The sequence below is a fragment of the Mesorhizobium sp. M4B.F.Ca.ET.203.01.1.1 genome, from assembly GCF_004791025.1.
In the GTDB taxonomy this organism is placed as follows: Bacteria; Pseudomonadota; Alphaproteobacteria; order Rhizobiales; family Rhizobiaceae; genus Mesorhizobium; species Mesorhizobium abyssinicae.
This window is the reverse complement of record NZ_SRUO01000172.1, coordinates 1-327: the sequence shown is the minus strand read 5'-3', so window position 1 is coordinate 327 and position 327 is coordinate 1. Positions and strand designations below refer to the sequence as shown.

Here is a 327-nt window from a genome sequence, read left to right as displayed (position 1 = left end):
ATCGCCAATACCCTCACCGCCTCGGCGCTCGAACGCGGCCGGGCCGAGATCGAGGGCGGCAATCCGCCGATCAAGCCGCTGGTGCTGCCCAACAGGACGTTCGAGGACAGCCTCCGCCTGACGGTCGGAGCGATCCCGGTCGAACTGCGTCAGGTCGAAATCCACAGCCATGACGGCACCGTGCTGCTGATGCCTGACGCCGGCCTGCTTTTGGCCGGCGACACGCTGGAAGACTCCATCACTTATGTTTCAGAACCGGAACGCCTGGCGGCGCACTTGCTCGACCTCGAGCGCATGTCCGATTGGCAGTTCGAGCGGATCCTGCCC

1 pseudogene is annotated in these 327 nt (G+C 65.1%); it reads left to right on the top strand.

Annotated elements, in window-relative coordinates:
- Positions 1 to 327 (top strand): annotated as a pseudogene (locus EN846_RS35530) (MBL fold metallo-hydrolase); the annotation flags it as partial.